This window comes from Scandinavium sp. (assembly GCF_032012665.1).
Taxonomy (GTDB): domain Bacteria; phylum Pseudomonadota; class Gammaproteobacteria; order Enterobacterales; family Enterobacteriaceae; genus Scandinavium.
Window position 1 is genome coordinate 1 of the sequence record NZ_DALZVG010000067.1, and the last position, 1,166, is coordinate 1,166.

The 1,166-nt window shown below is 53.2% G+C and carries 1 protein-coding gene; it reads right to left on the minus strand.

Features of this window, described 5'->3' with window-relative positions; translation table 11 throughout:
* A partial coding sequence (gene pyrG / locus RTU33_RS21810; RefSeq protein WP_312630172.1) for a glutamine hydrolyzing CTP synthase occupies nucleotides 1-1,144 on the minus strand: 1,144 nt, incomplete at its 3' end.
* Nucleotides 1,145-1,166 lie beyond the last annotated feature (22 nt).

Genomic DNA, 1,166 nt, shown 5'->3' on the forward strand with positions numbered 1-1,166 from the left:
TACCCAGGCAAATGCCGAGGTAAGGAATATTGTTTTCACGCGCATAGCGTGCGGTCGCGATCTTACCTTCAACACCGCGGTAGCCGAAGCCGCCAGGGATCAGAATGGCGTCCAGATCTTTCAGAATTTCTACGCCGCGGGTTTCAACATCCTGCGAATCGATAAGCTTGATGTTGACGGAGACGCGGTTCTTCAGACCACCGTGCTTCAGCGCTTCAATCACGGACTTATAGGCATCCGGCAGCTCAATGTACTTACCGACCATACCAATCGTGACTTCACCTGCCGGGTTAGCTTCTTCGTAGATAACCTGTTCCCATTCTGACAGATTGGCTTCCGGACAGTTCAAGCTGAATCGTTTACAAATATAATCGTCCAGGCCCTGTGATTTCAACAGGCCCGGGATTTTATAAATGGAATCGACGTCTTTCATCGAAATAACGGCTTTTTCTGGAACGTTACAGAACAAAGCAATTTTTGCACGCTCGTTGGCCGGTACGGCGCGATCGGAGCGGCAGATCAGAATGTCTGGCTGAATACCGATGGAGAGCAGCTCTTTCACGGAGTGCTGAGTCGGCTTGGTTTTGACTTCACCCGCCGCGGCCAGGTAAGGCACCAGAGTCAGGTGCATGAACAGCGCATGTTCACGACCGATATCCACGGCCAGCTGGCGAATCGCTTCGAGGAACGGCAGGGATTCGATATCACCTACGGTACCGCCGATTTCTACCAGCACCACGTCATGACCTTCACCGCCCGCAAGTACGCGTTCTTTAATGGCATTGGTGATGTGCGGGATAACCTGAACGGTTGCGCCCAGGTAATCGCCACGGCGCTCTTTGCGCAGGACGTCAGAGTAGATACGGCCAGTCGTGAAGTTGTTGCGGCGAGTCATTTTGGTGCGAATGAAACGCTCGTAGTGACCCAGGTCCAGGTCAGTTTCAGCGCCGTCTTCAGTAACGAACACTTCCCCGTGCTGGATAGGACTCATGGTGCCCGGATCGACGTTGATGTACGGATCCAGTTTCATCATGGTCACGTTAAGGCCACGGGCTTCGAGGATGGCTGCGAGGGAGGCGGCTGCAATGCCTTTACCCAGAGAGGATACGACCCCGCCGGTCACAAAAATATAGTTCGTTGTCATGCTGAACCTGAGAAGTTAGGTT